The 23114-nt window shown below is 50.7% G+C and carries 23 protein-coding genes and 2 tRNA genes; 23 read left to right on the forward strand and 2 right to left on the reverse strand.

Annotated elements, in window-relative coordinates; translation table 11 throughout:
* Positions 1-7: 7 nt before the first annotated feature.
* Positions 8-934, reverse strand: coding sequence for a phenylalanine 4-monooxygenase (gene phhA, locus AKG09_RS04335; protein WP_369814082.1), 927 nt, complete (start codon positions 932-934; stop codon positions 8-10).
* A 395-nt stretch (positions 935-1329) separates the two neighbouring features.
* Between phhA and AKG09_RS04340 the strand changes: the two genes are divergently transcribed.
* The 23 genes from AKG09_RS04340 (at position 1330) to AKG09_RS04450 (ending at position 21943) form a co-directional block, all read left to right on the forward strand.
* Positions 1330-1406, forward strand: a tRNA-Met gene (locus AKG09_RS04340).
* Positions 1407-1691: 285 nt separating this feature from the next.
* Positions 1692-2423 carry a LytTR family DNA-binding domain-containing protein gene (locus AKG09_RS04345; protein WP_009115750.1) on the forward strand — a complete coding sequence of 244 codons (732 nt, stop codon included), beginning with the start codon at positions 1692-1694 and terminating at the stop codon, positions 2421-2423.
* 123 nt (positions 2424-2546) lie between these two features.
* Positions 2547-3818, forward strand: a complete 1272-nt coding sequence (gene waaA / locus AKG09_RS04350; protein WP_054618338.1) for a lipid IV(A) 3-deoxy-D-manno-octulosonic acid transferase — start codon at positions 2547-2549, stop codon at positions 3816-3818.
* Between the two features lie 203 nt (positions 3819-4021).
* Complete coding sequence (yccS, locus tag AKG09_RS04355; RefSeq protein WP_054618249.1) at positions 4022-6184, forward strand: YccS family putative transporter; 2163 nt, start codon at positions 4022-4024, stop codon at positions 6182-6184.
* 411 nt (positions 6185-6595) lie between these two features.
* The gene (moaA, locus tag AKG09_RS04360; RefSeq protein ID WP_054618250.1) at positions 6596-7570 is read left to right on the forward strand and encodes a GTP 3',8-cyclase MoaA; all 975 of its coding nucleotides are present in this window, start codon (positions 6596-6598) and stop codon (positions 7568-7570) included.
* A gap of 143 nt (positions 7571-7713) precedes the next feature.
* Positions 7714-8667: a LysR family transcriptional regulator gene (locus AKG09_RS04365; RefSeq protein ID WP_054618251.1), complete on the forward strand. Its 954-nt coding sequence runs from the start codon at positions 7714-7716 to the stop codon at positions 8665-8667.
* A complete protein-coding gene (locus tag AKG09_RS04370) occupies positions 8664-9029 on the forward strand; it encodes a TIGR02328 family protein (RefSeq protein WP_054618252.1) in 366 nt (121 codons plus the stop codon). The genes AKG09_RS04365 and AKG09_RS04370 overlap by 4 nt, the downstream gene beginning before the upstream one ends.
* An 11-nt stretch (positions 9030-9040) precedes the next feature.
* Positions 9041-10186: an FAD-dependent oxidoreductase gene (locus AKG09_RS04375; RefSeq protein ID WP_054618253.1), complete on the forward strand. Its 1146-nt coding sequence runs from the start codon at positions 9041-9043 to the stop codon at positions 10184-10186.
* 118 nt (positions 10187-10304) lie between these two features.
* A complete protein-coding gene (thiS, locus tag AKG09_RS04380) occupies positions 10305-10499 on the forward strand; it encodes a sulfur carrier protein ThiS (protein WP_054618254.1) in 195 nt (64 codons plus the stop codon).
* A 25-nt stretch (positions 10500-10524) separates the two neighbouring features.
* The gene (locus AKG09_RS04385; RefSeq protein ID WP_054618255.1) at positions 10525-10926 is read left to right on the forward strand and encodes a GFA family protein; all 402 of its coding nucleotides are present in this window, start codon (positions 10525-10527) and stop codon (positions 10924-10926) included.
* Positions 10927-10928: 2 nt separating this feature from the next.
* On the forward strand, positions 10929-11372 hold the full coding sequence (gene yciA / locus AKG09_RS04390) for an acyl-CoA thioester hydrolase YciA (RefSeq protein ID WP_054618256.1): 444 nt from the start codon (positions 10929-10931) through the stop codon (positions 11370-11372).
* A 38-nt stretch (positions 11373-11410) separates the two neighbouring features.
* Complete coding sequence (locus AKG09_RS04395; protein WP_054618257.1) at positions 11411-12205, forward strand: thiazole synthase; 795 nt, start codon at positions 11411-11413, stop codon at positions 12203-12205.
* A gap of 50 nt (positions 12206-12255) precedes the next feature.
* Positions 12256-12570 (forward strand): hypothetical protein, encoded by a 315-nt coding sequence (locus AKG09_RS04400; protein ID WP_054618258.1) that lies wholly within the window; start codon positions 12256-12258, stop codon positions 12568-12570.
* Between the two features lie 61 nt (positions 12571-12631).
* Positions 12632-13045, forward strand: a complete 414-nt coding sequence (locus AKG09_RS04405) for a DUF596 domain-containing protein (RefSeq protein ID WP_054618259.1) — start codon at positions 12632-12634, stop codon at positions 13043-13045.
* A 385-nt stretch (positions 13046-13430) separates the two neighbouring features.
* Positions 13431-14828 carry a UDP-N-acetylmuramate--L-alanine ligase gene (murC, locus tag AKG09_RS04410; protein WP_054618339.1) on the forward strand — a complete coding sequence of 466 codons (1398 nt, stop codon included), beginning with the start codon at positions 13431-13433 and terminating at the stop codon, positions 14826-14828.
* An 80-nt stretch (positions 14829-14908) separates the two neighbouring features.
* A complete protein-coding gene (locus tag AKG09_RS04415; protein WP_054618260.1) occupies positions 14909-15820 on the forward strand; it encodes a D-alanine--D-alanine ligase in 912 nt (303 codons plus the stop codon).
* Positions 15810-16547, forward strand: coding sequence for a cell division protein FtsQ/DivIB (locus tag AKG09_RS04420; protein ID WP_054618261.1), 738 nt, complete (start codon positions 15810-15812; stop codon positions 16545-16547). Before AKG09_RS04415 ends, AKG09_RS04420 begins: the two co-directional genes overlap by 11 nt.
* A gap of 27 nt (positions 16548-16574) precedes the next feature.
* Positions 16575-17810, forward strand: a complete 1236-nt coding sequence (ftsA, locus tag AKG09_RS04425; RefSeq protein ID WP_054618262.1) for a cell division protein FtsA — start codon at positions 16575-16577, stop codon at positions 17808-17810.
* 152 nt (positions 17811-17962) lie between these two features.
* Positions 17963-19234 carry a cell division protein FtsZ gene (ftsZ, locus tag AKG09_RS04430; protein WP_054618263.1) on the forward strand — a complete coding sequence of 424 codons (1272 nt, stop codon included), beginning with the start codon at positions 17963-17965 and terminating at the stop codon, positions 19232-19234.
* A gap of 231 nt (positions 19235-19465) precedes the next feature.
* On the forward strand, positions 19466-19858 hold the full coding sequence (rsfS, locus tag AKG09_RS04435) for a ribosome silencing factor (protein WP_054618264.1): 393 nt from the start codon (positions 19466-19468) through the stop codon (positions 19856-19858).
* 24 nt (positions 19859-19882) lie between these two features.
* Entirely contained in the window at positions 19883-20353 is a 471-nt protein-coding gene (gene rlmH / locus AKG09_RS04440) for a 23S rRNA (pseudouridine(1915)-N(3))-methyltransferase RlmH (protein WP_054618265.1), read from the forward strand.
* Positions 20354-20433: 80 nt separating this feature from the next.
* Positions 20434-20509, forward strand: a tRNA-Asn gene (locus AKG09_RS04445).
* A gap of 192 nt (positions 20510-20701) precedes the next feature.
* Complete coding sequence (locus tag AKG09_RS04450) at positions 20702-21943, forward strand: aromatic amino acid transporter (protein ID WP_054618266.1); 1242 nt, start codon at positions 20702-20704, stop codon at positions 21941-21943.
* Positions 21944-22007: 64 nt separating this feature from the next.
* On the opposite strand, the gene AKG09_RS04455 is transcribed toward AKG09_RS04450, so the two are convergent.
* Positions 22008-23096: a methyltransferase gene (locus AKG09_RS04455; protein ID WP_054618267.1), complete on the reverse strand. Its 1089-nt coding sequence runs from the start codon at positions 23094-23096 to the stop codon at positions 22008-22010.
* Positions 23097-23114 lie beyond the last annotated feature (18 nt).

The following is a 23114-nucleotide window of genomic DNA, read 5'->3' on the forward strand; positions in this document are numbered from 1 at the left end:
GTTTCTCCTAGTTTAGTTTGGGTTTGGTGCGGTGGTTTTCAGACAGGCATGGTTTTGGCGGATGCTGATCCAGCAGGCTGGGATGCGGAGTAAACAAACCTTTTGCCATCGCCGAGCGCATGGCTTCCATGATGTTGGTTTGTGCAATGTCAAACAGTGTGTCGATGCTGTCGATTACATAATAAATCGGCTGGATACGGTCGATGCGGTAAGGGGTGCGCAACACATCGATAATATTGAATTCGCGGTATTCGGGTTGGCCGCTTAGCGCGTATTCGGTTTCGGCGGGCGAGCTGAGTATGCCGCCGCCGTAGATACGGCGTTCGGTAGGATTGCGGCCGACCAAACCGAATTCGATGGTAAACCAATACAGCCTTGCCAGAAACACGCGCTCGGTTTTGTCGGCATTTAGACCGAGCTTGCCGTAGGTTTCGTTAAAAGCGGCAAAAGCAGGGTGCGTGAGCAAAGGGCAATGTCCGACAATTTCATGAAAAATATCAGGTTCTTGAATGTAGTCGAAATCTTCCCTGCACCGGATAAATGTGGCCACCGGAAACGCTTTGTCTGCCAGCAAGCCGAAAAAACGCCTGAAAGAGATCAGTGCGGGTACGGCAGCGGTGCGCCAGCCGGTGGTTTCCTGCAAAACGGAGTCGATGTCGCCTAATTGGGGAATGTTGTGGTGCGGTAAATCCAGATTGGCTAGCCCGTTAAGATATTCCGGGCACGCGCGGTTGGGCAGGACAGCTTGCTGGCGGGCAATCAAATCCTGCCAAACAGCATGTTCTTCGGGTGGATAGTGTATAAAACCTTGTGTGTCCGGCTCGCGGGCCAGATAGCTGTGTGCATGATGCTCCATGATGTTTCTCCTGCGTTCGGGCGGTATATTTGTGGTTGATTTTTTTTGAAACGAAAATACCGTTGTTGTTTTATTTATATATTAAAAATATCAATATTTTTTTAAATTTAGGCATAAGGTTTGATATTTTTAAGTTAGTTTGGCATTTTTCTATTTTTAAAGCAAGAGGGGCGTGATGAGATTTTTCTTTGTGATTTTATGATATAGCTGCGGCTAAAATTTACTCTAGTCTTAAGCCTTTTGCATGGCTGGGTTATTTAATCTTGTTTGTTAGCGGACAAAAAATGTCATACATAGGATTTTGGAGTTGATGATCCTAATTGATTCTATTGTCAATATATGCTAATGAATCCAAAGCGAAAATTATGCATGCCTGTCTGAAACCATTTTTCAGGCAGGCATGCATACGGTTGATAATTTATGGATAGGGGTTGACAAGTTTATAGATAGGGAATATATTTACATCCTTCAGACGCGGGGTGGAGCAGCATGGTAGCTCGTCGGGCTCATAACCCGAAGGTCGTAGGTTCGAATCCTGCCCCCGCAACCAGATTTATAAAAAGCCCTGCTTAATTGCGGGGCTTTTTCTTTGGTTTTGACGCACCATCTTCAGATTTTAAAATTTGATTTAAATCAAACAAAGTTCATCTTCTTGCAAAGTTGTAGTAATGTCGGTAATTGTCGCGTAAAATGCTTACATATTCAGCAGATTGTTGCGGTATTTCCGCACATGAAAGTATCCTATACGGATACAATGATAACTAATTAAATATTGATATCCGTAGTTTCCCGCGGTACGATATTATTATTCCAACTAACAACCAAAAAGAATATTATGCCCAGCGCGATTATTGTAGAAGATGAAATTTTGGCCGCAGAGCGTTTGCGTGTGTTGCTTGAGGAATGCCAAGTTGTATTGTTGAAAACATTCCATCATGCCCAACCCGCTTTGGAATGGTTGAGTGTGCATGAGGTGGATATTGTTTTTGCAGACATCGGCTTGCCTGAGATGGACGGCTTGGAGTTTGCCGAGCGGATTAAGCGCGTTGCGAAAAAACAGCCTCATGTGATTTTCACAACGGCTTATGAAGAGCATGCGTTGCGTGCGTTTGAGCTGGCGGTGGCGGATTATCTGCTCAAGCCGATCAAACTCAGCCGCTTGCAAACGGCTTTGGCGCGTGTGAGTGAAAAAGAAGAGGAAGAGGGCGGCGGATTTACGCATTTCAAAGTGTTTAGCCGCGACCGTATGGTGGAGATTCCTTGGCAGCAGGCGCGCTATTTATTGGCTGAGCATAAAACGGTATTTTTGTTTACGGGTGACGGTAAGAGCTATGATCTGCCGAAAACGCTGGTGCACTGGGAAGAAGTGTTGGGCGACAAGGTTATCCGTGTGCACCGCAATGCGCTGGTGTTCCGCCACACGCTGGATTGCCTGATCCGCTTGGATGATGACGATGATGAGGGTAATGCAAGCTGGGGGGCGCAAGTTTTGGATATACCCGACCCGCTGCCTATCAGCCGCCGACAGCTTTCTGCGATACGCCGTATTCTGCGTGATAACGGTTGATTGAGAATGATTGGATGCCTGTCTGAAATTTTTTCAGACAGGCATTTTGTTTGAAATTGCAATGAATGATGGTTGATTAAAGGGTACAATAACAAGTTGTTGTGTGCGATTGTGTCTGCGCCTATGAATATCAGAAGTTTTTATACACGCTTATGGGACATTGCCCCGTTTTTTATCCGCCGCTATTTGAAAAAGCGGGGGCAGAAGAATGCTGCTTACTTGGCGCATTGGGGCGAGCGTTTCGGTGAACCTTATGTCAAACCTGTGAAAGGTGCAATTTGGGTGCATGCCGTGTCGGTAGGGGAAACGAGGGCGGCGGAGCCGCTTTTGCAGGTTTTGCGCAAGCATTTTCCTGATTTGCCGATTCTGATGACGCAGATGACACCCACCGGCCGGGAAACCGCGCAAAAATTGCTGCCGGATGCGCAATGTCGTTATCTGCCTTATGACAAGCCGGCTTATATCCGGCAGTTTTTGAAAGAACACAAGCCGTGTTTCGGCATTTTGATGGAAACCGAAATCTGGCCGAATTTGATGCATGAGTGCGCTAACGCCGGTGTGCCTTTGTTTTTGGCGAATGCACGCCTGTCTGAAAAATCGCAGCGGGGTTATTTGAAAATCCGCTCGCTGGTCGAGCCTGCCATGCAGACGCTCAGCGGCTGCTATGCGCAAACGGCTGCCGATGCGGAGCGGCTGCATCTAATCGGGGCATCCAATGTGCACGTGTGCGGCAATTCCAAATACGATATTGCGCCGCCGCCTTCGGCCAAGCAAACTGCGTCGGCGTTTAAGGCGCGCATTGGCGAGCGGCCGGTCGTGGTGTGCGGCAGCACCCGGGTTTATAAAGAGCAGAACGAAGCGGAAATGCTGCTCAAGGCATGGCAAGGTTATCACGGCGATGCGCTTTTGGTGTTGGTACCGCGCCATCCAGAGCGTTTCGACGAAGTGTATGAAACGGCGCGAGCATTAGGGTTTAAAACGCAAAAACGCAGCGACGGGCAGCCGGTGGCGCCGGATACGCAAGTGTGGGTGGGCGACAGTATGGGCGAGATGTTTGCTTATTATCTGTGCGCCGATGTAGCATTTGTGGGCGGCAGCTTGGTGGATGCGGGTTGCCAGAATATTATCGAACCGATTGCCTGCAAAGTGCCCACTTTGTTCGGCGCATCTATTTATAATTTTGCCGATACCTGCAAAGGCGCGGAAGCGGCGGGCGCAGCCAAACAGATATTCAGTGCGCAGGAATGGCATGCCGTGGTGAGCCGTTGGCTGCTGAATGAAGAAGAGCGCAAAAGCTACGCTGATGCGGCTGAGGCCTTCGTGGGCAGGCACAGGGGCGCCAGCAGCAAAATGGCAGACTTGATTGCCGAGTCTATCAGGCGCCAAATCAGATAGTTAATTTATAGAATGGGATAATGTCACCTCTGTCTGAAAAAGTTGAATCCGCATGAAGGGTTCGGTTGTATGTAGAGAATCAACTTAAAAATAGTACACTCGTCATACTCGGGGCAAGCCCGAGTATGACGGTGTTGTTATTATGTAAGTTGGTTGACTATAGCTCAATGTTTTCAGACAGGCATTTTGAGTGCTTATAATTTATGAGGTTAATGGTTAAAACGCCGCCGGTAAACGCCAAAGTGATTGCCACGTTGCCGGTTTTTTTGAGCGTGTGCGTCGCCGCGCTGGCAATACGTTATTTTAATCTGAGTATAGAAGCGATTCCGCTGGTACTCGGTGTGATTGCGGGCGGACTGGTGGATTTGGATAACCGGCTCACAGGCCGCATCAAAAATATTTTCATCACACTTTTGGCGTTTACCGTGTCCACGCTGGCCACGCAGCTTTCCGTGGGTAAGCCGTGGGCGCTGGTGCCGGTGATGACGCTTTTGGCGTTTTCGTTCACCTTTATCGGCGCGGCAGGTGTGCGCTATCGTACGATTGCATTCGGCACGCTGGCGGTGGCGGTTTATACCTTGCTCACTTACGAACCGGAGCAGCCGCTTTACATTAATTCGCTGATGATTTTGATCGGCACGCTGCTGTATAGCGGCATGACGCTGCTTTGCCATGTGGTGTTCCCACACCGCCCCGTGCAGGAAAATATGGCTGCCGCGTATTCTGCGCTGGCGGATTATCTGGATGGCAAAGCCGATTTTTTCGACCCCGACGAAGTGTGGCAGATCGAGCAGAAGCAAATCCGGCTGGCGATGAAAAACAGCCGCGTGATTCAGGCTTTCAACCAGTGCCGAAGCGCGTTGTTTTACCGTATGCGCGGCCAGCACCGCCATCCGCGCACCAGCCGCATGCTGCGCTATTATTTTGCCGCGCAGGATATTCACGAGCGTGCCAGCTCCAGCCATGTTCAGTATCAGGAAATGGCCGAAAAGCTGAAAAACAGCGATTTGATTTTCCGCTTCCAGCGTTTGCTCGAATTACAGGCGCAAGCGTGCCGCGATGTGGCTGCCGCCCTACGCAATAATACTGCTTATACTTACGACGAACGCTTGGCACGCTCTGCAAAAGGCCTGACTCAATCGCTGCAATATTACGCGGCAAGTCACGAGGAAAGCGAAGTGCATCCTTTGCAAAGGCTGGCGGCCAACCTCAACGGTGTGAACCTCCAGCTCGGCAATCTGGAAAACAATCCCGAGCAGGAGCAGAGCGGCGACGCCACCCGAATCGCGCACCACGAAACCAGCGGGTTGCGCAATATTCTGAAGGCTTTATCCGGTCAGTTTAATTTGGAATCGGCTACGTTCCGCCATGCCGTACGCATGGCACTGATTACGCTGGTGTGCTGCGCTTTGGTGGAAATTACTCATTTGCATTTGGGCTATTGGGTGTTGCTGACTGCCGTATTCGTGTGCCAGCCCAACTATTCGGCCACGCAAAAGCGGCTCAAGCAGCGCATTATCGGCACGCTGGCGGGCGTGCTGATAGGCTCTATTTTGCCTTATTTCACGCCTTCGCTGGAAACCAAGCTGATTGTGGTGGTGGCATCAACCACGCTGTTTTATTTCTTCCGCACCAATAAATACAGCTATTCTACGTTTTTCATCACGATACAGGCGCTTACCAGCTTTTCGATTGCCGGCTTTGATACTGTTAGCGCGATTCCCTGGCGGATGGTCGACACCATTATCGGCGCGATGCTGGCTTGGGCTGCCGTGTCCTACCTCTGGCCGGACTGGCATTATCTGGCTTTGAATAAAACCGGTGTGCAGGCGGTGAAAGGCAATGCCGGCTATTTGAAAAGCATTTTGGAGCAGTTGAAAAACGGCGGCGGCGACCATGTGCTCTACCGCACAGCCCGCCGCAACGCACACGAACGTGCGGCTGCTTTGTCGAGCACTTTGTCGGATATGTCGGGCGAGCCGGAAAAATATGGTGATTGTTTGCAACAAGGTTTCAGCCTGTTGAAAATCAATTATTCGCTGATCGGCTATATTTCTGCGCTGGGTGCCTACCGCAATCAAATTCATAAAAACGAAACCGACCAAGCGTTTCTCGGCGTTTTCTTTGAAGTAGCCGATCAGCTGGCCGACATGCTGGAGCGCATCAGCGATTTGAAGCCGGAAGACTTTGCCGAGCGTATGGCGGCCATCCGCCGGCAGTTGGATGTTTTGCATAACATCGAATACCACGATGAGCAGAGCAATGTTTTGTGGCAGCAGCTTGTGATGATTACCAACCTGCTCGAACCTTGCTATCGAGCCTTGAGCCGGGTTGAGGAGGAATTTTCCGTGCAGGCCGCTGCGTAAGTGCGCACCGGCCGGAAGCCGCCGCCGACAAACCATGCCTGTCTGAAAACAGTTTTAGCTTCGCAGAAACCCGCGTTGCCCGTTTTCAGACAGGCATTCATTATTCTGATTGCTTCCTGTCATGATTGTGTTAAAACCGAGTACGACGCTCTTGTTGCAAAACAAGTGGTTTAGCCGCATATTTTCGCCCAGTTTGCTTTCTCAGCCGAACCGCTTCCTAACCTTTCAGACAGGCATTGCCATACATCAAAATAACTAGATACTAAATACAAGGCAGCATCAACAATCTTTGCAAATCAGCATAGAATCAAACATATAGTTGATAACTAACTTTGGCGCCACGGCTGGCAAAGCCGATGTTTCCGCAGCTTCAGCTACGACCGGAGCACCAACACACCAAGCGAGCACACCATGTTAACCGACGCATTTGGCCGCACCGTAGATTACCTGCGCATATCCGTAACCGACCGTTGCGATTTGCGCTGCACCTACTGCCTACCTAAAGGTTTCAAAGGTTTCGCCGTTCCCAAAGACTGGCTGACTATCGAAGAAATCGGCCGCGTAGCCGCAGCGTTTGCCCGGCTGGGTACCAAGCGTTTCCGCTTAACCGGCGGCGAGCCGCTGCTGCGCAAAGGTTTAACCGACTTGGTGGCCGAGATTAACCGCCAAAGCGGTGTGGAAGATATCTCGCTTACCACCAACGGCACACAGCTTCACAAACACGCGCACGCGCTGCATCAAGCCGGCGTGCGCCGCCTCAATATCAGCCTCGACAGCCTGCGCCGCGACTGCGTGCAAAGCATCACCGGCACCGATTGTCTGCTGCAAGTGCTTGAAGGCATCAAAGCCGCCAAAGCAGAAGGGTTCGAGCGTATCAAAATCAACATGGTGCCGTTGCAAGGCATTAACGACCAAGATTTGGACGATATGGTTGCGTTTTGCATCAAACACGGCTTCATCCTCAACCTGATTGAGGCTATGCCCATGGGCGAAACCGGGCAGGCGCAGGCCAAAGTGAACCTCCAGCCCGTATTGGCCGATTTGCAGCAGCGATTTGACTTAATACCGTTTGAAGGCAAAATCGGCGGCGGCCCGGCCCGTTATTGGCAAAGCCGCAGCGGCGGTTTTACCCTCGGCTTGATTACGCCAATGAGCCAGCATTTTTGCGCCACCTGCAACCGTGTACGCCTTTCCGCCACCGGCAATATCCATTTGTGCTTAGGGCAGGAAGACAAAGTAGCCCTGCGCCCGATGCTGCGCGAGGGCTGCACCGATGCCGAATTGGAACAGGCGATACGCTATGCTGTGCTGAAAAAGCCGGAGAAACATGAGTTTGTAGAAAACCCCAAAAAAATCATCCGCGTGATGGCGCTGACCGGCGGCTAGCGGGTGGCGCTTCAATAAGCTAAACACAATATTGATGCCTGTCTGAAAATAATTTTCAGACAGGCATGCTTTATTTGCAATCATTTGCATGTCAGTATGAATTATTTTAATATAGGCCTTCGTTTATGCCAGTCTGAAAAGCTATGGAATCCATTATCGAATTGCGCCACCTCAAAACCCTGCTGGCTTTGGAAGAAACCGGCAGCGTGTCGCTGGCGGCCAAGCGCGTATTTTTAACGCAGTCGGCGCTGTCGCACCAAATCAGGGCGTTGGAAAATTATTACGAAACGCCGCTGTTCGAGCGCAAGTCCAGCCCGCTGCGTTTCACACCGGCGGGCGAGCGGCTGCTGAAACTGGCGCGCGACCTGCTGCCGCAAGTGGCTGCTGCAGAGCGTGATATGGCGCAGATTATCGAAGGCGAAGCGGGCGAATTGCGGCTCGCGGTGGAATGCCATACCTGTTTCGATTGGCTGATGCCCGCAATGGGCGTGTTCCGCCCCTTGTGGCCGCAGGTGGAATTGGATATTGTGTCGGGCTTTCAGGCTGATCCGGTGGGGCTTTTGCTCACGCACCGCGCCGATTTGGCCATTGTTTCCGAAGCGGTGCCGCAAACCGGCATTGCCTACCAGCCTTTGTTTGCTTACGAAATGGTGGGCATTTGCGCGCCCGATCATCCTTTGGCAGAAAAAGAAGTGTGGGAGGCGCAAGATTGGGCCGGTGAAACGTTGATTACTTACCCTGTGCCCGACGATATGCTGGATTTGTTGCGTAAAGTGCTGCTGCCGGAAGGCATCAACCCGCCGCGCCGCCACAGCGAATTAACGATTGCCATCGTGCAATTGGTGGCAAGCCGCCGCGGGATTGCCGCATTGCCTTATTGGACGGTGATGCCGTATCTGGAAAAAGGCTATGTGATTTCGCGCAAAATCACCCGCAACGGCCTGCAAAGCGAGCTTTATGCTGCGATGCGTGCGGAAGACGCGGGCAAAAGCTATCTGGAAAACTTCTGCCAGATTGTGCGCGACAAAGGTTTTGCCGACCTGCCGGGGCTCAGCGTGTTGGAAATGGCAGATTGGCCGGAGCAATCGGCTTCATGAGGCTGTGGCATCAGGATTTGATTGAAAAGCTGCCCCGCGCCCAATTGCTGGGGCAGCATAGGGAATGCGCGGCTTTGCGCGGCGGCGGCTGGCGTAAGCCGCATGCCACGGTAAATTATGTGTTTGCACATTCCCCTTATTTATTGTTTCTGTATCATCAATTGGTGATGCAGGAAATGTTGCGGCGGGGATATCGGCCCGACGAGCGCTGGTTCGACCCTTTGTATCGGGGGAAAAACGAGCCGCCCTATACCGAGTTGGCGCCTGTGCCGCAGCACACGCCGCTGTATCCGGAACATGATGATGCCTATCTGGCGGAATGTTTGGATAATCTGCGCGGCAAAAACATTATTTTGGAATGAGGTTGTTTGAGATGAAAACAGAATCGCCTGCCTTCGAGCGTGACAAAGTTGCTGAAATCGCCGTATTGGGCGGCGGGCTGGTAGGCCGTTTGGTGGCTTGGCAGCTGATGCAGCAGGGCATTAAGGCGGATGTATTCGACAAAGGTTCGCGCGAAGGCAGCGATGCTGCGGCGTTTGTGGCGGCAGCCATGCTGGCGCCTTCGGCGGAATCGGTGGAGGCCACGCCTTTGGTGGTGCAGCTGGGCAGGCAGAGCATTCCTTTATGGCGCGATATTTTAAGCCGCTTGGATAAGCCTGTGTTTATGCAGCAAAACGGCAGCCTGATTGTGTGGCACCCGCAGGATAAGCCGTTGGCGGTTCAGTTTGAGCAGCATTTGCGCCGCGGGGCGGGCGATGTGGCGCAGCATTGGCAGCGCGCGGACATTGCCGCACACGAGCCGCAGCTTGCCCCGCGTTTTCAGACAGGCATTTACCTGCCCGAAGAAGGGCAGCTCGACGGGCGTCAGGTGCTGCTGGCTTTGGCCGACTCGCTGGAGCAGCAGCTTACCTGCCATTGGCACACGGAAACCGACGTGCAGACTTTGCAGCAAACCTATCAATGGGTCATCGACTGCCGCGGCATCGGCGCGCAAAGTGTGTGGAATCGGGCTGCAGCACCTTCGCATAGCAGGCTGCGCGGCATACGCGGCGAAGTGGCGCGTGTGTATGCGCCGGAAATTTCGCTCAACCGCCCCGTGCGGCTGCTGCATCCGCGCTATCCGCTTTATATTGCGCCGAAAGAGCAGCATGTGTTTGTGATCGGCGCCACCCAGATTGAAAGCGAAAGCCGCGCGCCGGTGAGCGTGCGTTCGGGTTTGGAATTGTTATCGGCGCTGTATGCAGTGCATCCGGCGTTTGGCGAGGCGCAGGTTTTGGAAATGGCGGTAGGCTTGCGGCCGACCTTAAACCATCATAATCCCGAAATCCGTTTCAACCGCGAAACACGGGTGATGGAAGTGAACGGCCTGTTCCGCCACGGTTTTATGATTGCGCCGGCTGTAACCGGAGCGGCGGTGCGGCTGGCTTTGGCTTTGATGGCCGGTGAGAGGCCTTTGCCGCAGGATTCTGAAACCGCGTTGGCTTATATTGAAATGTCGAACCAAGCCGCAATCTATTAATTGAGCGGCAAGTGCCGGCTGAAAACCGCATGATAACAAACGGGCGACCGTGTTTCAGACAGGCATCATGCTGCTATCAGTAGTGTGTAGACGCTCCAATCAATCCCAAGAGGTGGCTATGAAGATTATATTGAACGGCGAATCTGTTGAGTTTGGCGGGCAAACGGTGGCCGATTTAATCGCGCAAACCGAGCCGGCCAAGCCGTTTGCCGTGGCGGTGAACACAGGGTTTGTGCCGAAAGGCAGTTATGTTGAAACGGTGTTGAACGAAGGCGACAAAGTCGATATCGTCAAACCCGTCGTGGGCGGTTGATGCCTGTCTGAAAAGGAGTGCGGTGATGAAAGGAAGCTGTTTGTGCGACGCGGTGCAGTATGAAGCCGACGAAGTTCAGTTTATCCAATTCTGCCATTGCCGCACCTGTCAGATTCAGCAAGGCGCGCCCTATATCGCAGGCGGCGCGGTCAAGCGCGAACATTTCCGCTGGATTCAGGGCGAAGACAAATTGTCGGCTTACGAATCCAGCCCCGGAAAACACCGCCGTTTCTGCTCGATATGCGGCACCATGCTCTTGAGCGACCGCACAAGTTTGCCGCACATCGCCCTGCGTGTAACCACATTGCATGAAGACCCGGGCGTGCGACCGTCGTACCATATCTGGACGGAACAAGACTGCCCGTGGACACAAGACAATCACGACCTGCCGCGTTATCAGGCATGGGCGCCGGAAAAGAGAACCTAATAATGAATACAACAACCGAACACACCTCCCCAAAAGGCAGCATGCTGCTGCGCAACCTCGCCATGCCGGCCGACACCAATCCCAACGGCGATATTTTCGGCGGCTGGATTATGTCGCAAATGGACATCGGCGGCGGCATTCTGGCAGCCGAAATCGCTCAGGGACGCGTCGTTACCGTGGCGGTGGAAAAAATGGCGTTTATCCGGCCGGTCAGCGTCGGAGATGTCGTGTGCTGCTACGGCTATTGTGTGAAGGTAGGGAACACTTCGCTGCAAATCAAAATCGAAGTGTGGATTAAAAAACCCATGCACGATAATGTAGACAATGCGCGCAAGCTGGTTACCGAAGCCGTGTTCACCTATGTGGCGATAGACAGTGAAGGCAACCCGCGCCCCGTGCCCAGAGAGAACAACCCCGATTTGGAAAGAGCGTTAATCAGCGGATAAACCGTTTTCAGACAGGCATCACCCTCGAAAGAATTCCCATGAAAAACTTTATCTTATACGATCAAACCTTCCCTTCGCGCCTGCTGCTGGGCACCGCCGCCTATCCCACCACCGAAGTGCTGCGCCGGTCGGTGGCCGTTGCCAAGCCCGCCATGATTACCGTGTCGCTGCGCCGTGCCGGTTCGGGCGGCGAAACATACGGGCAGAGTTTTTGGGATTTGCTTCAGGAAATGAACATTCCGATTCTGCCGAACACCGCAGGCTGCCAAAGCGTTCAGGAAGCCGTAACCACAGCCCAAATGGCGCGTGAAGTGTTTGAAACCGATTGGATTAAGCTTGAATTGATTGGCGACGACGACACACTCCAGCCCGATGTGTTCCAACTCGTCGAGGCCGCCAAAATCCTGATCGATGACGGCTTTAAAGTGCTGCCGTATTGCACGGAAGACCTGATCGCCTGCCGCCGCCTGCTGGATGCGGGCTGCCAAGCCCTAATGCCGTGGGCAGCGCCGATCGGCACCGGCTTGGGTGTGGTGCATGAATATGCGCTGAAAGTATTGCGCGAACGCCTGCCTGAAACACCGCTAATTATTGATGCGGGTTTGGGTTTGCCCTCGCAGGCGGCGCAGGTGATGGAATGGGGTTATGACGGCGTATTGCTCAATACCGCCGTATCCCGTTCAGGCTGCCCAACCGATATGGCGTGCGCGTTTGCGTTGGCAGTGGAAGCGGGGCGCTTGGCATACGAAGCCGAACCCGTGCAGCCTCGTGAACAGGCGCAGGCCAGTACACCCACCGTGGGGCAGCCGTTTTGGCATTCCGCGGAGTATTGATAAAGGCAAAATGCCTGTCTGAAAACATTTCAGACAGGCATTTTTGTTATATGGCCAATCAATTTAAAAGCAGTACATGCTTCATACTCGGGCTTGCCCCAAGTATGGCGGATATGCTGATTTTAAAGTTTATTGGCTATACGACCCGGGTATTCGGCAGTAGCAAAATCGGCAACGCGCAGTTGCAGAAAGAAGTATTTGCGTATGCTGGGAAGTTGGGCGGCGGGAAATTAACCTCTGTTTCAAATTCACAAGGGCGTTGGTATATCAAAACAGCGGAGGGAGCGACCATTAATGTACGTTCGGTATCCAGCACATTTTTGCCTGACGGCAGTCAGCCGAGATGGACGATAGAGATATTATAAAGATAAGAAACTTAACAGTATGATTAATGAAGGTAATTTAAAAAAGGGAGATAAAGTTTAAATGAACCGGCAAGAAAATATTAAGCACAAATATCAAGCACGTCTTGAAACCGACGTTCGGCGGGCATTGAATAATGCCGGTGTCGCCATGGATGTTTTATGGTGGATTATCGAAGATTTTTCCGATGATTTTGAAGAGCAGACGGAAGCCTTTTTTATACTGTTTAAAGAACTGCTCCGCCGAGGCCATCTGAAACTGCAGCGCGAGAACAAGATTATCGAACATACGCCCGAAGAGTGGGAGCAGATTTTTAGAGCCGTATGGCCGCCTGCGGCAGAATGGTGGCCTCAAGGACCGCAGTACAAAGAAACCTACTTGGGAGAAATTGATATGAGCATTTGGTTTGTTCTCGGTGATTGTCCCGCCTACGCCGTTTGGATAGACCCGGAAGACGGCACAGAATACTGGGCTTGAACGGCTTAAGTGGGATCTAGAGATGCAGAAGTAAGCGTAAGCAGGGCTGAAAGCCCGCCATGCAAGGCCGTCTAAAAACGATTGCAGGCGTTTTCAGACGGCCTTCTCTTATTCTTCCAATCTGTTGTGTAAACAATGCGACGATTTCTAACATGTACTGTGATTGGCCGTATACAGCAAAGGCGCAAAATATTTATTTAAACTGTCGCCGGCCCATATCCGAATAGCGGGAAAGTAAGTTTCTGAAAAATATCTTCATGCGCGTATAAAAATCATAGCGTATCTTCTTTGCACACTTTAAAATAATGGATTTTAAAAATTGAATAACATAGGCGTGCGCAGCAATGCGAATGCCTGTCTGAAAAGCGCAGATTGGAACACGGATATGATGAAAAACAGAGTGAAAAACATCCATTTTGTCGGTATCGGCGGCTCGGGAATGTGCGGCATTGCCGAAGTGCTGCACAACCTCGGTTTTACCGTTTCAGGCTCCGATCAGGCGCAAAGTGCCGTAACACGCCATTTGGCCGGTTTGGGCATTCAGGTTTACCCCGGCCACACGGCAGAGCATGTTAACGGCGCCGATGTGGTGGTTACTTCCACTGCGGTTAAGCGTGACAATCCTGAAGTGGTGGAAGCGCTGGCGCAGAAAATCCCCGTGATTCCGCGCGCTTTGATGTTGGCCGAGCTGATGCGCTTCCGCGAAGGCATCGCCGTTGCCGGTACGCACGGTAAAACCACCACCACCAGCCTTACCGCTTCCATTTTGGCAGCGGCAGGCTTGGATCCCACTTTTGTGATCGGCGGTAAGTTAACCGCTGCGGGTACCAATGCCCAGCTGGGGCATGGTCAATATATCGTGGCTGAGGCAGACGAATCCGATGCCTCTTTTCTGCATCTGACGCCGGTCATGTCGGTGGTAACCAATATCGACACCGACCATATGGAAACCTACGACCACAGCGTTGAAAAGCTGCATCAGGCGTTTGTGGATTTTATTCACCGCATGCCTTTTTACGGCAAAGCGTTTTTGTGTATCGACAGTGAACATGTGCACGCCATCATTCCGAAGGTCAGCAAGCCTTTTGCCACCTACGGTTTAGACGAATCGGCCGATATTTATGCAACCGATGTGCGCGCCGAAGGCGCACAGATGCACTTTACCGTGCATGCGCCGAAAAGCGGTATCGAGCCGTTTGGCGTTGTTTTGAACATGCCCGGCCGCCACAATGTGTTGAATGCGCTGGCTGCTATCGGCGTAGCGCTGGAATGTGGTGCAGGCGTGGACGCCATTCGGAAAGGCTTGGCCGGTTTTGCCGGAGTGGGCCGCCGTTTCCAAAGTTATGGCGAAATTACCTTGCCGCAAGGCAGCAAAGCTTTGGTGGTTGACGATTACGGCCACCATCCGGTTGAAATGGCGGCCACATTGGCAGCGGCGCGCGGTGCTTATCCCGATAAACGTTTGGTGTTGGCGTTCCAGCCGCACCGCTATACCCGTACCCGTGATTTGTTTGAAGATTTTGTCGGCGTATTAACTACCGTGGATAGCTTGGTGCTGACTGAAGTGTACGCAGCAGGTGAGGAGCCGATTGTTGCAGCCGACAGCCGCGCATTGGCCCGCGCCATCCGCGTGTTGGGCAAATTGGAGCCGATGTATTGCGAAGATGTGAACCAGTTGCCGCAAACCTTGCTGAATGTGCTGCAAGACGGTGATGTGGTGTTGACTATGGGTGCGGGCAGCATTAACAAAACCGCACAGGCTTTGGTGGACGCTTGCAAATAGAGAATGAATAATGCCTGTCTGAAAACTCGCCGGGCTTTTTCAGACAGGCATTCTAGAGTATATAAATTAAAGGATGGTACATGCAGGATTTCGGTAAAGTAGCCGTGTTGATGGGCGGTTTTTCCAGTGAGCGCGACGTTTCGTTAAACAGCGGCGGGGCGATTGTGGCGGCCTTGAAAAGCAAAGGCATCGACGCCCATGCGTTTGACCCGAAAGAAACGCCGCTGGGTGAATTGAAAACTCAGGGATTCGATGTTGCCTTTAATATTCTGCATGGCACTTATGGTGAAGACGGCGTGGTGCAGGGCGCTTTGGAAATGCTTGGCATACCTTACACCGGTTGCGGCGTTTTGGCTTCCGCTATCGGTATGGACAAATACCGCTGCAAGCTGCTTTGGAAAGCGCTGGATCTGCCGGTGCCTGATTATGCTGTCTTAACCGATGATACGGATTTCGACGCAGTAGAGCGCGAGCTTGGTTTGCCGCTTTTTGCCAAGCCTGCCGCAGAAGGCAGCAGCGTCGGCGTGATTAAGGTGAAAGAAGCCGGCAGCCTCAAAGCCGCTTATGAATCCATCAAGCATATGCACGGCGCAATATTGGCGGAAAAATTTATCGGCGGCGGCGAATATGCCTGCTCCGTGCTCAACGGCAAAGCCCTGCCCAGTATACGGATTATTCCGCAAAACGAGTTTTACGATAAAGAAGCCAAATACGAGCGTGATGATACGGTTTACCTTTGCCCCTCTGATTTGAGCGAGGCAGACGAAAAATTGATGGGCGAACTGGCCATCCGTGCATTTGAAGCAATAGGCGGAGAAGGTAACGGGCGTGTCGATTTTTTGAAAGACGAACAAGGCAAGCTCTATTTACTTGAGGTAAACACCCTACCGGGCATGACGGCCACCAGTTTGGTTCCGAAAGCAGCAGCGCAACAAGGCATATCGTTTGCTGATTTGTGCGTAGAAATACTAAAGAGTGCACATGTCGGATAAACTCAAACCCTTTCGCCGGTTCAGAGGCTGGCTGATTTTGCTGGCCGTTGTGCTGTGTTTGGGTGTAATTATTGCGTGGTTATATAATTCCAACTATTTCCCTATTAAACAGGTTAAAATAGAAGGCAGTTTGGCACGCACAAATAGCGCGGAATTAGAAAAAATTGCACAAAAATATATGCGTGGCAATATTTTTCAGGCAGATTTAAACGGCGCTCAGATTGCATTTGAATCCATGCCCTGGATAGATACGGTTGTAGTCAGCCGACGATTGCCCGACACGGTAGAAATCCAGTTGGCAGAGCACCAGCCGGTAGCACGTTGGAAAGACGGCAGGCTTGTCAGCAGCAGCGGAAAAATTTTCAAAGCATCCAGCGATGAAGTGTTTCCGGCATTTGAAGGCGAGCCCGGCACAGAAAAAAATATGGTGGAACATTACGAATTGTTTCAACAGCAGCTTGTTCCGCTAAATTTGAAAATCCAGAAACTGATTTATACCCCCCGTTCCGCTTGGTCGGTAGAGTTGGACAACCATATTACCGTCCACCTCGGGCGCGAAAAAGAAAAAGAGCGCCTAACCCGATTTACCGAAGTGTGGCGCAGCATATTAAAACCGCAACAAACCGTATTGGATTATGTGGATATGCGCTATAAAGACGGCTTTGCCATACGCAAAAAGGCAGCCGGCAACACGGTTGCAGCGAACGAAAACCAACAAGAAGATTAACAAATCGAATTCATCGAATGGAATATTATGATTAACAAACAATACATCAGCGCATTGGATATCGGCACATCTAAAGTGATTGCTCTGATAGGCGAGATAGGAGATGACAACGAAATCCATATCGTCGGTTTGGGGCAGGCGCCTTCGCGCGGCTTGAAAGCAGGCATGGTAACCAATATCGACGCGACTGCTCAGGCCATTAAGCAGGCAATGGAAGAAGCCGAACGGATGGCTGATAGCAAGGTTGATAGTGTAACCACCGGTATTGCAGGTAATCATATTCGCAGTATGAATTCCCAAGGTGTGGTCAAAATCAAAGACGGTGAAGTAACTCAAGCCGACATCGATCGCGCGATTGAAACTGCCAAAGCCATCAATATCCCGCCTGATCACAATATCCTACATACCGTAGTGCAGGAATACATCATTGACAACCAGCCGGGTGTCAAAGAGCCGATAGGCATGAGCGGTGTGCGCTTGGATACCCGTGTGCACATTATCACCGGTGCCATTACTGCTTTGCAGAATATTCAAAAATGTGTCAACCGCTGCGGCTTGCATATGGAGCAAATCATGCTCCAACCATTGGCGAGCGGGCAGGCGGTGTTGACTGAGGATGAAAAAGATTTGGGCGTATGCGTGATTGATATCGGTGGCGGTACCACAGATATCGCCGTTTATACCAATGGTGCCATCCGCCACACTGCTGTGATTCCGGTAGCAGGCGATTTGATTACCAGTGATATTGCTCATGCTTTGAGAACACCTTATGTGCATGCCGAATACATCAAAATCCACCATGGTTTGGCGATTGCTGATATGGACATGGAAGATGAAATGGTGGAAGTGCCCAGTGTAGGCGACCGGCCGATGCGTCAAGTGCCCCGCAGTGTGCTGGCCCAAGTGATCGGTCCGCGTGTAGAAGAAATTTTGGAACTGACGCTTAATGAATTGCGCCGTTCCGGTTTCCCGGAAGAAGTGTTGAATTCAGGCGTGGTGCTGACCGGCGGAGCATCTTTGTTGCCGGGTATGGTTGAATTGGCAGAAGAAATTTTCCAAGTGCCGGCCCGTATTGGTGTGCCGCAAGATATGGCTGGCGTGTCGGAGCGCATAAGAAATCCACGCTATGCTACGGCTATCGGTTTGTTGCAGGCGGCTCGCGGAGAGTTGGAAGGTAAGAGTGTGAGTGGTGCGGTAGCCGTTGGTAACAATAAAGAAAGTTTGTGGACTAAAATCAGAGATTGGTTAAGAAATAACTTTTAATTGAAAGTTGCGTGAAGTAGTTATAACAATCGCTCAAGATGCCGAAAAGAACGCTTTTGCCAAGTATACAAGTAATAAAGAGTTCTTTATAATAACACTTATTTGCAAAAATTTTTGTACGTCCTAACGCAGGGCGCTGAGGAGCATATTAAATGGATTTGGTTTACGACGTAGTAGAGTCTGCCGCAAGCCCTGCGGTAATTAAAGTGATCGGCATTGGCGGCGGCGGCTGCAATGCGATTAACAATATGATTAACAACACCATTGCCGGTGTTGAATTTATCAGCGCAAATACTGATGCGCAAGCTTTGGGCAAAAACCAAGCACCAAAACGTATTCAATTGGGTACTAATCTTACTCGCGGTTTGGGAGCGGGTGCCAATCCGGAAGTGGGTCGTGCAGCAGCTCAAGAAGACCGTGAAGCTATCGCCGATGCCATCCGCGGAGCCAATATGTTGTTTATCACAACAGGTATGGGCGGTGGTACAGGCACCGGTGCGGCACCTGTTGTTGCTGAAATTGCTAAAGAGCTGGGTATTTTAACAGTTGCTGTTGTTACCCGTCCGTTCGAGCATGAAGGCAAGCGCATCAATATCGCTCACCAAGGTATTGAACAGCTGAAAGGCCAAGTAGATTCATTGATCGTGATTCCGAATGATAAATTGATGACTGCTTTAGGTGAAGACGTTACTGTGCGCGAAGCGTTCCAAGCGGCAGACAATGTATTGCATGCTGCGGTTGCGGGTATTTCTGAAGTGGTAACCCGTCCCGGCTTTATTAACCTTGACTTTGCCGACGTGAAAAATGTGATGAGCATTACCGGTATGGCTATGATGGGTTCAGGTTCGGCGCAAGGTGTTGATCGTGCACGTTTAGCTACCGAGCAGGCGATTGCAAGCCCTCTGTTGGATAATGTCAGCCTTGATGGCGCGCGCGGTGTGTTGGTAAATATTACGACTGCTCCGGGCTGCTTAAAAATGTCTGAATACCGCGAGATTATGCGTGTGGTAAATGAATATGCGCACCCTGATTCGGAGCGTAAATACGGCACATCGGAAGATGAGGACATGCCGGAAGATGCAATCCGCGTTACCATTATTGCGACCGGTTTGAAAGAAAATTATACACAGCCTGCTCATCAGGGCGGTTTGCGTCAGAATGCCCGCGGTCAAGCTTTTGGCGCGAGCCATTCAGGTCGTGGCCAAGCAGCGTACTCTTCCAATGAGTTGGATGAAATGGAGGCGGCTGCAAGAATGATGGGAGAGCGTAGTTATCCAAATCTGGATAATGTGATTCGTTCGGGTCGTGGTACACGGAAAATGGATTTGTCGGCCGCTGATTTCTCCAATCAAGCCATTTTGGATGACTTAGAAATCCCGGCCATGTTACGCCGCAAGCAGAATCAAAATAATCATAACGATTAAACAGGTTAATCGGGATAAGCCGGGTGTATGCCCGGCTTATTTTTTCAGACAGGCATATATTCAATCAATAGAAAAGAGGTACATTGATCGTGATGCCTGTCTGAAAAGTGAAGCATTCGGTTATAATGCGAAGTATTCGGCCTTTCATCGGTGTATTAGTCAGAGGATTTTATAGGGCGGTTTAGAAATAGCCGCTTGCTAGTAAATCATTAATTTATTTCAGGAAACTAAATGACAGAACAAGAGTTACAAAATTTGCAACGTATGACGGATATTGCTGTAAATGCGTTGGAGGATGTTAAAGCGAAAGATATCATTGTGTTGGACACCAGTGAGAAGACTTCTTTGTTTTCACGCATGATTATTGCCAGTGGTGACAGCACCCGACAAGTAAGAGCGTTGGCTAATAATGTGTCGGTGGATTTAAAAGAAGCCGGTTTTGAAATTCTAGGCAGCGAAGGGCAGGATTCAGGTGAGTGGGCATTGGTTGATGCGGGAGACTTGCTGGTACATGTGATGCTGCCTGCGGTACGTGATTTTTACGATATCGAAGCTTTATGGGGTGGTGAGAAACCATCTTTTCATGCCGGTGCGCAGAAGCCTTGGCATGCAGCAGATAATTAACCAATAAAACAGCAGATTTATGCGATGAATATCACGGTTTTAGCAGTAGGCACCAAAATGCCGGGCTGGGTTGATGAAGCGGTGAAGGAGTATTCCAAAAGATTTGGAAGGGATATTCAATATACAATTAAAGAAATCAAGCCGGAAAAACGGGGTGCCGGTGTGAATGCCGCGCAAGGTATGTTGGCTGAAGAGCGCAGAATTTTGGAAGCAATACCGAATGGCGCTTTTGTGGTGGTACTGGATGAGCGCGGAAAAGCACCTACTTCGGTGGAGCTTGCCGGATATCTGGCTCAATGGAAGCGTGATGGGGAGCATATCTGCTTTGTGATCGGCGGTGCGGACGGTATGACTGATGCTTTGAAGCAAAAAGCCTGTTTGATGATGCGTTTGTCTAATATGACCTTGCCGCATGGAATGGTGCGTGTGTTGTTAACTGAACAGCTTTACCGTGCCGAAACCATTTTGAATAACCACCCGTATCACCGTGAGTAAACGGATGCTTGTCTGAAAAGTAATAGAGATGTGGTTAATGCTTGACAGAGTAAAATAGGCGGGTTATAATTTATTTCTATTCCCCGATAGCTCAGTCGGTAGAGCGACGGACTGTTAATCCGCAGGTCCCTGGTTCGAGCCCAGGTCGGGGAGCCAAATTCAGAGCCTGAGTTATATACTCAGGCTCATTTTGTATTCTGCTGTGAAGACCATTTAATTTGTGGTTGCATAATATGCAGCGTTGTCTCGTTTTACCGCCTTGTGTCGAAAATTCAGTTTCATAGCCGTTAAGCTCATGAAGAAAATAAATGCTTTAACCTGTTTCTAAAAATAGATGAAAGGACAAGAATGTCTGCCAAAAAACCGTCGCTTATTGGTGGCGCTTTGTTAATTGCCGGCACAGTTATTGGTGCCGGCATGTTTGCGAATCCCACGGCTACTTCCGGTATTTGGTTTATCGGCTCGTTAATAGTGCTGGTATATACATGGTTTTCCATGTTGTCGGGTGGTTTGATGATTTTGGAGGTAAACACCCATTATTCGCATGGTTCGAGCTTTGACACGATGGTGAAGGATTTGCTCGGCCAAGGCTGGAATATTGTGAACGGGTTGGCGGTGGCGTTTGTGCTTTATCTGCTCACTTACGCTTATATTTTTGTGGGGGGTAACCTTACGGCGCAAACAGTCGGTTCACTTACGGCTTCCGAGCAACCTTTATATGTGGGGCAGCTGCTGTTTACGGTGGTTTTTGCAGGATGTGTGTGGCTTTCGGCACGCTTGGTGGATCGTGTGGCGAGCGTGTTATTGGGCGGGATGATTATTGCGTTTTTCTGGGCAACCGGAGGATTGCTCGGTTCGGTGCAAATACCGGTTTTGCTGGATGCTGCTGCGCCAGCTGATACGCCTTATTGGATTTACATTGCTGCCGCACTGCCTGTTTGTTTGGCTTCGTTCGGTTTTCACGGCAATGTGTCCAGCTTGCTGAAATATTTTGATCACGATGCGCCTAAGGTAGCGAAAGCTTTGTGGCTGGGTACGCTGATTGCATTGGTTATTTATATTTTATGGCAGCTGGCGGTTCAAGGTAATTTGCCGCGTTCGGCTTTTGCGCCGGTTATTGCTGCAGATGGCGATGTGAGTGTATTGATTGAGAATCTGGCGAATTATGTGCAAGTGGGGTCGATGGCAAAGATTTTGAGTTTTTTTGCTTATATGGCGATTGCTTCTTCCTTTTTGGGCGTGACCCTGGGTTTGTTTGATTATTTGGCCGATATGTTTAAATTTGCCGACGATTTTGCGGGACGTACCAAAACTGCCGCCATCACTTTTTTACCGCCTTTACTTCTGTGTTTGTGGCTGCCCACCGGCTTTGTAACGGCAATCGGCTATGTGGGCTTGGCGGCAGCAGTGTGGACTTCTATTGTTCCGGCCATGATGTTGTATAAAGCGCGCAAGAAATTCGGCATTAACGATCATTACCATGTGTATGGCGGCGTTTGGCTGATGGTGTGGGTGTTTTTGTTCGGTGTGATTAATATTGCGGCGCAACTGTTTAGCCAGTGGGGGTGGGCGCCGGTGTTTAAAGGCTGATATGCAGTGATTCTTTAATGACAATGCCTGTCTGAAAATGTTTTTCAGACAGGCATTATTGTATTTAAATTTTTCTACACCTAAGAATCGTATGCCCCATTCCCAAGCCGTCATGAACGGCTTCGACTTTCAGACAGGCATTGTGGATGCAGCGAATCATGTCCTCGGAATGGTAGATCTTGCTGTTGCCGTTGGCCAGTGCGGTGAAATAGAGGCTGGTTTGGGTTAAGCAATAGGCTGCGGTTTCGTATTGCTGCCTATCCCAGAACGGTTCCATGATGTATAGGTCAGTGTGGCTGCTCATCGACTGTGCGGAACGGTGCAAGATGCTGGTAACTTCATCTTCGGAAAAGCAGTCGAGAAACTGGCTCATCCATATAGCATCAAAACCTTTCGGAAAGGGTACGGAAGCATCGAGCAGGTTGGCAGGGTGGCCGTGAATGCGTTCCGCGCCGGGGCTGCCTGCTACGGCTTCGCGCATTAAGCCCAGCTGTTGCGGCAGATCCATAATGGTTACTTCTACTTCAGGGTTGTATGCAACGCATTGCTGCGCCCAGCGGCCGGTGTTGCCACCGATATCAAGCAAGCGCTTGACCGGCTTGGAAAAGATGATTTTCAAAGCTTCGGGGAAGGCACTGTCGGAATAAAAATGATCGAATGCCAGCCATTTTTCCTGCGCTTGAGGCGGAAGCTGGGACAAGCCTTCGTAAATCGTCGGCCATTGGCCGAATACTTTCAGCCCTTCAGGTTTGCCGCTCAGCAGCGTGGCTTCCAAATCAAACATGCCTTGATAACAGATCTCCTGCACAAATTCCATATTGACGCGCGACATTTTGTCTTTAATCAGAAACCAGCCGGCTTTGCTGATGACATATTTATCGTTTTGAATAAGCACGGTGCCGATAGACAAAGATGCTTCAAGCAATATCTGCGCAGCATAGCGGCTCAGACCGGCGCTTTCGGCGATTTCGTCTAAAGACATGCCGTTTGCTTGCCGCTCGTTTAAGCGGTCGAGAATGCCGAATTTAACCATCAGCCGTGAAACTTGGAACACGATGGGGCCGAATGCGATTTCCTGAGCCAATCTTTGGGCGGCTCCGGCAGAGAGTTGTTCGGTGCAGTAGCGTTCTTCTAAAGCAGGGGATAATTTCATTATGGTTCCGAGTGAATG

Origin of the sequence: Neisseria sp. 83E34, assembly GCF_001308015.1 — a bacterium.
Lineage (GTDB): Bacteria > Pseudomonadota > Gammaproteobacteria > Burkholderiales > Neisseriaceae > Neisseria.

Excerpts from the sequence above, each read along its gene's own strand:
- AKG09_RS04345 (WP_009115750.1), top strand. The coding sequence starts at position 1,692 with ATGCCCAGCGCGATTATTGTAGAAGATGAAATTTTGGCCGCAGAGCGT.
- waaA (WP_054618338.1), top strand. The coding sequence starts at position 2,547 with ATGAATATCAGAAGTTTTTATACACGCTTATGGGACATTGCCCCGTTT.
- yccS (WP_054618249.1), top strand. The coding sequence starts at position 4,022 with ATGAGGTTAATGGTTAAAACGCCGCCGGTAAACGCCAAAGTGATTGCC.
- moaA (WP_054618250.1), top strand. The coding sequence starts at position 6,596 with ATGTTAACCGACGCATTTGGCCGCACCGTAGATTACCTGCGCATATCC.
- AKG09_RS04365 (WP_054618251.1), top strand. The coding sequence starts at position 7,714 with ATGGAATCCATTATCGAATTGCGCCACCTCAAAACCCTGCTGGCTTTG.
- AKG09_RS04370 (WP_054618252.1), top strand. The coding sequence starts at position 8,664 with ATGAGGCTGTGGCATCAGGATTTGATTGAAAAGCTGCCCCGCGCCCAA.
- AKG09_RS04375 (WP_054618253.1), top strand. The coding sequence starts at position 9,041 with ATGAAAACAGAATCGCCTGCCTTCGAGCGTGACAAAGTTGCTGAAATC.
- thiS (WP_054618254.1), top strand. The coding sequence starts at position 10,305 with ATGAAGATTATATTGAACGGCGAATCTGTTGAGTTTGGCGGGCAAACG.
- AKG09_RS04385 (WP_054618255.1), top strand. The coding sequence starts at position 10,525 with ATGAAAGGAAGCTGTTTGTGCGACGCGGTGCAGTATGAAGCCGACGAA.
- yciA (WP_054618256.1), top strand. The coding sequence starts at position 10,929 with ATGAATACAACAACCGAACACACCTCCCCAAAAGGCAGCATGCTGCTG.
- AKG09_RS04395 (WP_054618257.1), top strand. The coding sequence starts at position 11,411 with ATGAAAAACTTTATCTTATACGATCAAACCTTCCCTTCGCGCCTGCTG.
- AKG09_RS04400 (WP_054618258.1), top strand. The coding sequence starts at position 12,256 with ATGGCCAATCAATTTAAAAGCAGTACATGCTTCATACTCGGGCTTGCC.
- AKG09_RS04405 (WP_054618259.1), top strand. The coding sequence starts at position 12,632 with ATGAACCGGCAAGAAAATATTAAGCACAAATATCAAGCACGTCTTGAA.
- murC (WP_054618339.1), top strand. The coding sequence starts at position 13,431 with ATGATGAAAAACAGAGTGAAAAACATCCATTTTGTCGGTATCGGCGGC.
- AKG09_RS04415 (WP_054618260.1), top strand. The coding sequence starts at position 14,909 with ATGCAGGATTTCGGTAAAGTAGCCGTGTTGATGGGCGGTTTTTCCAGT.
- AKG09_RS04420 (WP_054618261.1), top strand. The coding sequence starts at position 15,810 with ATGTCGGATAAACTCAAACCCTTTCGCCGGTTCAGAGGCTGGCTGATT.
- ftsA (WP_054618262.1), top strand. The coding sequence starts at position 16,575 with ATGATTAACAAACAATACATCAGCGCATTGGATATCGGCACATCTAAA.
- ftsZ (WP_054618263.1), top strand. The coding sequence starts at position 17,963 with ATGGATTTGGTTTACGACGTAGTAGAGTCTGCCGCAAGCCCTGCGGTA.
- rsfS (WP_054618264.1), top strand. The coding sequence starts at position 19,466 with ATGACAGAACAAGAGTTACAAAATTTGCAACGTATGACGGATATTGCT.
- rlmH (WP_054618265.1), top strand. The coding sequence starts at position 19,883 with ATGAATATCACGGTTTTAGCAGTAGGCACCAAAATGCCGGGCTGGGTT.
- AKG09_RS04450 (WP_054618266.1), top strand. The coding sequence starts at position 20,702 with ATGTCTGCCAAAAAACCGTCGCTTATTGGTGGCGCTTTGTTAATTGCC.
- AKG09_RS04455 (WP_054618267.1), bottom strand. The coding sequence starts at position 23,096 with ATGAAATTATCCCCTGCTTTAGAAGAACGCTACTGCACCGAACAACTC.